The organism is Roseomonas sp. KE0001, from assembly GCF_016107285.1.
Lineage (GTDB): Bacteria > Pseudomonadota > Alphaproteobacteria > Acetobacterales > Acetobacteraceae > Pseudoroseomonas.
Map to the genome: position 1 here is coordinate 1 of NZ_RCVQ01000026.1, position 6509 is coordinate 6509.

The 6509-nt window shown below is 65.9% G+C and carries 6 protein-coding genes; 2 read left to right on the forward strand and 4 right to left on the reverse strand.

The window, feature by feature from the left end; translation table 11 throughout:
* A partial coding sequence (locus D9598_RS20620) for a response regulator (protein WP_198368366.1) occupies positions 1-973 on the forward strand: 973 nt, incomplete at its 5' end.
* Between the two features lie 179 nt (positions 974-1152).
* Here D9598_RS20620 and D9598_RS20625 read toward each other — a convergent pair.
* From D9598_RS20625 to D9598_RS20640, 4 genes are all read right to left on the reverse strand, one after another.
* Positions 1153-3873: a PAS domain-containing sensor histidine kinase gene (locus tag D9598_RS20625; RefSeq protein ID WP_198368367.1), complete on the reverse strand. Its 2721-nt coding sequence runs from the start codon at positions 3871-3873 to the stop codon at positions 1153-1155.
* A 2-nt stretch (positions 3874-3875) separates the two neighbouring features.
* The gene (locus D9598_RS20630; RefSeq protein WP_198368368.1) at positions 3876-4070 is read right to left on the reverse strand and encodes a type II toxin-antitoxin system ParD family antitoxin; all 195 of its coding nucleotides are present in this window, start codon (positions 4068-4070) and stop codon (positions 3876-3878) included.
* A 196-nt stretch (positions 4071-4266) separates the two neighbouring features.
* Positions 4267-4497 carry a hypothetical protein gene (locus D9598_RS20635; protein ID WP_198368369.1) on the reverse strand — a complete coding sequence of 77 codons (231 nt, stop codon included), beginning with the start codon at positions 4495-4497 and terminating at the stop codon, positions 4267-4269.
* A gap of 335 nt (positions 4498-4832) precedes the next feature.
* On the reverse strand, positions 4833-5204 hold the full coding sequence (locus tag D9598_RS20640) for a response regulator (RefSeq protein WP_198368370.1): 372 nt from the start codon (positions 5202-5204) through the stop codon (positions 4833-4835).
* A 782-nt stretch (positions 5205-5986) separates the two neighbouring features.
* Between D9598_RS20640 and D9598_RS20650 the strand changes: the two genes are divergently transcribed.
* Positions 5987-6509, forward strand: a 523-nt coding sequence (locus D9598_RS20650; RefSeq protein WP_232477496.1) for a PAS domain-containing protein, incomplete at its 3' end; no start/stop codon positions are given.

Consider the following 6509-nt stretch of genomic DNA (forward strand, 5'->3'; position numbering starts at 1 on the left):
GTCCGGAGGGCACATCAAGATCTACTCGGAGCCCGGCCAGGGCACGACCATCAAGCTCTACCTGCCGCGCGCGATGCAGGCGGAAGACGCGCTGGTGCAGGTCGACACCGGCCCAGTCGTGGGCGGCACCGAGACGATCCTGGTGGTTGAGGACGACCCGGAGGTTCGCGACGTCGTGGTCGCGATGCTGTCCGATCTCGGCTACCGCGTTCTGAAGGCGGCGGATGCGGCCAGTGCGCTGAACGTCATCGACAGCGGCATCCCCATCGACCTGCTGTTCACCGACGTGGTGATGCCCGGCGCGCTGAAGAGCCCCGAGCTGGCGCGCAAGGCGAAGCAGAGGCTGCCTGACCTCGCGGTGCTGTTCACCTCCGGCTACACCGAGAACTCCATCGTCCACGGCGGCAAGCTGGATGCGGGCGTCGAGCTCCTCTCCAAGCCCTATCCGCGTGAGGCGCTGGCGCGCAAGGTGCGGCACGTGCTCGCTAACCAGGCGCAGCGGAAGCAGGCGGCGCGGCCCCCTGCGCGCGAACCGCAAGCAAAGGTTGCTGCGCCAATGGTCAGTCGGGTATCCGCGGCAACCGTCCTGTTGGTCAAGGATGATGCGCTGATCCGCGCAAACTCTGCCGAGATGCTGGCGGACGCTGGATACACCGTCGTCGAGGCGATCAGCGCCGAGGAGGCGGCAACCGTCCTGAAGGTGCGGGCCGTCGATGTCATTGTCACTGACATCAACCTGCCCGGCGCCTCGGGCGCGGAACTAGTGGCGCACGCCCGGGCCGCCCAGCCAAGCATCGGCGTGGTCTTCGCCAGTGGCCAAGCGGCGCCGCTGCTGCGCGGCGATCTCGCCGGGAGCGTTGTCCTGACCAAGCCCTACAATGCCGCCGCCCTGACCTCCGCGGTCGAGGAAGCTCTTGGCCGAGACAAGTCGGCCACCAACCTGAACACGCCCTCTGCCGAGGGCTGCTTCTAAAGCACGGTGCAGCCGGGCATGCATTGACGGAAGCGCAGAAGCTCGTCGATGCGGCGGAAGCCGGTGTGGAGCCGATGCCGTGGTGGCGTGACTGGCAGGCGCGAGAGCGCTGAACCGCGACTTCGGAGCCACCCCGGCCGCGGCAGCAACGTTGCTCCTGAACACGGCAGACCGTCGGTTCACGCCGTGGCAATGAGTTCCCTGATGCGGCTGGCGAGGGCCTCCATGGCGAAAGGCTTGGTCATGACGTGCATGCCGGGCTCGAGCTGCCCCTCGCCGACCGCTGCGTTCTCTGCATAGCCGGTGATGAACAGAACTTTGAGACCCGGCCGGAATGCCCGCGCCGCGTCGGCCATCTGCCGCCCGTTCATGCCGCCGGGCAGCCCGACATCGGTCACCAGCAGGTCGATGCGGGCATCGGAGCGCAGCACCGTCAGGCCGGAGGCGCCGTCAGCGGCTTCCACCGCGGCGTAGCCGAGTTCCTCCAGCACCTCGGTGATCAGCATACGCACCGAGGGTTCGTCATCGACCACCAGCACGGTCTGCCCCGCCTCGGCACGCGGCGCATCCGCCAAGTCTCCGCGCGCCTCGTCAGCAACGACGTCCCCCCGATGCCGCGGCAGGTAGAGGCGCATGGTCGTGCCCCGGCCTGCCTCCGAGTCGATCCGGACCTGCCCGCCCGACTGCGTGGCGAAGCCGTAGATCATGGACAGGCCCAAACCCGTGCCCTGGCCCAGCGGCTTTGTCGTAAAGAAGGGCTCGAAGGCGCGGGCAACGACATCTGGTGGCATGCCGGTGCCGGTGTCAGTCACGCAGATGACGACGTACTCGCCAGGTCGCATATCCCGCCGCCGGGCCGTGCGAACATCAACCTGGGACCTTCTGGTCAGAATGGTCAGCTGGCCACCTTCCGGCATGGCGTCGCGAGCGTTGATGCAAAGGTTCAGCAGCGCGTTTTCCAGCTGGTTCGGATCGCAGAGCGTGGGCCAGAGGTCCGGGTCGAGCACCGTCGACACGGCGATCTCCGGTCCCACCGTGCGGCGGATCAGGTCTTCCATCTCGTGGATCAGGCTGTTGGCATCCGTCGGCTTGGCATCCAGCGTCTGCCGCCGGGCAAAGGCCAGCAACCGGTGCGTCAGTCCCGCCGCCCGATTTGCGGCGCCCTGCGCCGTGGTGATGTAGCGGTCCAGGCCATTGAGGCGGCCTTGGGCAACGCGGGTGCCCAGCAACTCGAGCGACCCCGTGATGCCGGTCAACAGGTTGTTGAAGTCGTGCGCGATGCCGCCGGTGAGCTGACCCACGGCTTCCATCTTCTGGCTCTGCCGCAGCGCTTCTTCGGCCTGCCGCAGCGCCTCGGCCTGCTCCTTCTCCGCCTGGACGTCGCGGCCAACCGCATGGATGAACTTTTCGTCCGGGACCGCAGTCCAGGAGAGCCAGCGATAGCTGCCATCCTTGTGGCGGTAGCGGTTCTCAAAGCGTAGGGTGGTCAGACCGTCGGCCAGCCTGCCCACCTCGGCCCGGGTGGATGCCACGTCATCAGGATGGACGAGGCTCATGAAGTCGTGACCGATCAGCTCCTCGGGCGGCCAGCCAAGCAGGGTGGCCCAGGCCGGGTTCACCGCCGCGATCTGCGCCTGGAGGTCGGCCACCAGCATCACGTCGGTCGATAGGCGCCACATGCGGTCGCGGTCGCGGGTGCGCTCCTGCACCTGCTGCTCCAACGCCTCGGCCGAGGCGCGCAGGACCTGCTCCGCCTCCTTCATCGGCGTAATGTCGGCGTTGCTACCAAGCCAGCCGATGATGTGGCCCGCCTCGTCCCGCTGCGCCGTGGCTCGCGAGCTGTACCAGCGGTATTCGCCGTCGTGCCGCCGGAGGCGGAACTCGACGTCGTAGGGCATCTCGCGTGACCGAGCGTCCTGCCAAGCGGCGCAGATGCGCGGCAGGTCGTCCGGGTGCACCGCCCTTTTCCAGCCGTCGCCCAGAGCCTGCTCAGGCGTGGAGCCGGTCAGGTCGTAGTAGTGCTGGTTCAGGTAGGTCAGCTGTCCGTCCGGGTTGCTGAACCAGACCAGGGCGGGCGAAAGCTCGGTGAGCTGCCGGAAGCGCTGGTCACTCTCGCGGGCAGCCTGTTCCGCCACCTTGCGGTCCGTGACATCGAGCACGAATTCGACCACCTCGTGGTCGTTGATGCGGCGGGGCGCGAGGAGGCCCCACCAGCGCCTGCCGTTCTTGCCGTAGTACTGCTTCTCGTAGGGTGTGGCCTCGCCAAGGGTGGTGACCTCGTACACGGCCTTGTGGGAGGCCGGAAAGAACTCCGGCGGCGTCAGCTCCTGCCAGGTCTTGCCCAGCGCCTCCTCGCGGGTGAAGCCGGTCATGCGCAGGAAGGCGTCGTTAACCTCGACCAGACCGAAGCCCGGACCCCAGACGATAATGCCGACCGTCTTGATGCCGAGCATCGTGCGCGAGCGCGCCTCGCTTTGGATGAGGCGCTGCCCTGCCTCGTGCTGCTCCGTGCGGTCGCGGACGATCTTGGCGTAGCCGATATGGACGTCGGTGCCCGTGTCTTCGAGCCGCGTCATGGAACCCGCGCCCCAGAACCGGCTGCCATCCCTGCGCAGGTGCCAGCGCTCGTCCGCGGCCCGGCCCTCCCGGCGCGCAATGGCCATCTCCTCCTGGCACGCGCCCTGCGCCTGGTCCTCGGGCGTGAAGATCATGCAGGCATCCTGGCCGACGGCTTCCGCGGCCGACCAGCCCAGCACGGTCTCAGCGGAGCTGTTCCAGGAGGTAATAATTCCGTCGAGATCCATGGTCAGGATGGCGAAATCGCCTGCGCTTTCCAGAACCAGCTCGGCGAGACGGCCAGGACTCAGCTGGCTCGGATGGGGCGCCTTGTCATGCGGCATCATCAGGAATCGCTCGGTGGAGAAGGTGGGGCGCTGGCCCGTTTGGTGATCGGCTCTGCTTCAGTCCGCTCCAGCAGGCGCAGCGCCGTGCGGACGACTTCGCTGGAGCTCTGGTACCTTCCTGACGCAACGAGGCGGGCAACGAAGTCACAGAGTTCGCGGGTGAGCGCGACGTGCAGGGTGTGGTGAGCAGGCATGGCGATGCATCTAGCGCGGGTGTGACCAGGGTGCCACCCTCCCCACAAGTGATTCCTGTCAACGGCCTAGAGCCGGTGCGCCGGCAGGCGATGCTCCGGTCGCGTTATCTGCGGCAGTCGCAAGCACTCATTGGGAGCAGCAGGAACCGGAGGAAGCGGCATTCTGGCGAGTGCCCCTTGCTGATCTTCGATCGTATCAGAGGGTCGCTTGCCACTCTTCCCGGGCGATTTGATGCGCGGCTCGGCATATCGTGGACGCTTGCGAACTGGCCAATCCCGCATCGAGCAACAAGACCCGCAGGTCCTCCAGCCTCTCATCAAGGTGCTGCAGGAAGCGCGGCGTCGGCGCACCTTGCATCTGCTCCGCGATGGCCAGTCCAATTTCCTGAGGGGCCCAGGCGTATGCGTCAAAGGCAAACCAACTCATCAGACAACTACCTTCCCGTAAGATCCTTCGGTAACGGCTCGCAACTATCTCGGTTGCTCAATGGGCTCCCGCGACCTCCTGATCTGCCACGCCGTCGCTCGATCAGTCACCGCCTCTTCCCTCCAACAATTGCCCGAGTTGATGGAGCGCTGGCGCGAGGCGCGCCGGGTTCTTCGGGGACTTTCGTGGGCGTGGACGCGCTCGACCCTGGCGCTTGGCGCAGCTGCAGTTCCGAGAGGAGAGTACCAGGAAGGCACTGGAAGTCGCCGCCGCCAGTTCTTGGCGTATGCTAGGCTATCAGGAGCTTCCAGGTCCGCCTGCCGCCGACGCTCGATCTATGGGCAGGACGCCGCTCCGCTAGACAATGCCCGCGCGAGGGCGGCCATGCGCTCCAGGCTGTAAGGTTTTGGCATCAGGACGGCTTGAGGATCGAGCTGCTGCAGGCGGTTCGTGATGTTGGCTGCGAAGCCGGTCGCGACGATGACCGGTACCTCGGGGAAGCGGGTCCTGGCGTGCCGGGCAACGTCCACGCCGTCATGGTGGCCCGGCATGCGCACATCGGTGACGACGATGTCGATGCGGTCGAGGCCGTTGAGTATCCTGATGGCTTCGTCGCCAGTCTCCGCTTCCAGCACCATGAAGCCCTCTTCCTCGAGGACCTCCCTGGCAAGCGTACGCACGAGAGGTTCGTCTTCGACCAGCAGCAAGCAATTCACGTCGTCCGACTCTCACATGCCCGCGCCGCGTGGGCCTGTTATGGCTCCGGCGATGGTCGTTACTTCCTGAGATAAACAACTCCCGGCCTGACCATTCGTTGGCCGTCGCCAGAACCGTGAAACCATCGCTCCCGGCTCGTGCCTCTGCGACGCCGCAGCTTTGGCCCAACCTGATGTCCGTTTCTGGGGATCCATTTCCTTTTCCTGGGCGCCCCAGTCTCGGACCGAACGGCCCAGCCAGGCCTATGCCGACCTGAGACGCCCATGCTGCTGGAGGAGATTAAGGCCCTCCGGCGTGGGCTGAACGAGGTCGCCGCAGACCAGCAGCTTCCGCTTCATGGCTGTCTCCCAGACCGGAAGACGGGGGCAGGAGGTTCGCCAGGCCTCCACCACCTCATGGTAGGGACGCGGCCGCTGCGCCACGGCCTCCAGAAGATCCAGCAGAAGCGGCTCCAGGACATCGGACATCGTTTCGGCCTCCGGCCGCGTCAGCCTACGCCCTTGAGGGCGCCGGATGCCAATGCTGTCGCTGGGCCGGCGGGGCGTGATCGTGATCACGGACCCTTGGGCGTCGGAAAGCATGTAACGTTCGATCCGGACATGCCAGGCCATGCTCGCGAAGCTGACGATAGTCTGCCCGCAGGTGCAGAGAACAGCTAGATCTTGCCGTAGATGCAACGTTGCTGAATCCCCTCGTCGCCAACGATTGCCGCAGGGCAGGGCGACGTTTATCCCCGCTGCTGCGTTCCTGCACAGAACCTCGAGAATGGCCGATGTCAGCACACCCAAAAATGGCGGCTGAGGCACGGCCTTTGCCAAAGGCGGCTCTCCCCTCCCATGCGGACGCCAGTCACCAGCAGCTGCGCCTGATCCTGGCGGCGTTGCAGGATGGCGTGGTTCTGATCGAACCCGATCAGGCCATCTCCTGGGCCAATCAAGCCGCTTTGAAGATGCACGGCGTCCAGGACATCGCCGATCTGGGGCGCGATGTTTCGGAGTATCGGTCACGGTTTGAACTGCGTGACCGAGATCAACGCCAGCTCCCCAAGGGAGCCTCCCCGATGGAGCGGGTCCTGTGCGGGGAAGCTGTTGATGAGGTCATCGTGGATGTTGCTCCTGCAGGCGCTGGCGAGGCGCTTTGGACCCATCGCATCCGAAGCCTGGTCCTGACCGATAGCCAGGGCCATCCGGATTGCCTGGTGCTGATCTTGAACGATGAGACGGATCGCTTTGAAGCGGAAGAACGCTTCGAGGCGACCTTTGCCGCCAATCCTGCGCCCGCCGTGATCCTCCGCT

What these genes read in the sequence shown, in the direction of transcription:
- D9598_RS20625 (WP_198368367.1), bottom strand. Translation starts at nt 3,873, where the DNA reads ATGCCGCATGACAAGGCGCCCCATCCGAGCCAGCTGAGTCCTGGCCGT.
- D9598_RS20630 (WP_198368368.1), bottom strand. Translation starts at nt 4,070, where the DNA reads ATGCCTGCTCACCACACCCTGCACGTCGCGCTCACCCGCGAACTCTGT.
- D9598_RS20635 (WP_198368369.1), bottom strand. Translation starts at nt 4,497, where the DNA reads ATGAGTTGGTTTGCCTTTGACGCATACGCCTGGGCCCCTCAGGAAATT.